At 57.6% G+C, this 427-nt stretch carries 1 pseudogene; it reads right to left on the bottom strand.

Annotation, left to right across the window (positions count from 1 at the left end):
• Positions 1-377: pseudogene (locus C5L13_RS28475) on the bottom strand (transposase); the annotation flags it as partial.
• Positions 378-427: the final 50 nt, after the last annotated feature.

The following is a 427-nucleotide window of genomic DNA, read 5'->3' as shown; positions in this document are numbered from 1 at the left end:
CCGATACCCATACAGCGAGCGTGACATGTGGAACAACGCGCAAGCCTTAGTCAGGCTCACACGATAGCGGTCACGCAACTCGTCAATCAGCGTGCGCTTGCGGGAAGGCTTCAGAGCTTTTTTGAGAGCACGTCCTGCAGCATGGCCTTATCCAGGCTCAGGTCCGCCACCAGCCGCTTGAGCTTCGCATTCTCCTCCTCGAGCTGCCGCATCCGGCGCAGCTCCGAAGGGCCGACGCCCCCGTACCTCTTCTTCCAGTTGTAGAACGTCGCTTCGCTGATGCCCAGCTTGCGGCACACCTCCTCGACCTTCGTACCCAGTTCCGCTTGCTTGAGCGCGAACGCTATCTGCGCCTCAGTGAACTTGCTCGTCTTCATGGCATGTCTTCCATTTCAAATCGTGAAAATCATGCCGGATTCTCTACTTC

Source organism: Neorhizobium alkalisoli, assembly GCF_002968635.1.
Classification (GTDB): Bacteria; Pseudomonadota; Alphaproteobacteria; order Rhizobiales; family Rhizobiaceae; genus Neorhizobium; species Neorhizobium alkalisoli.
The sequence above is the reverse complement of the archived record's forward strand: the minus strand, read 5'-3'. Positions and strand labels throughout refer to the sequence as shown.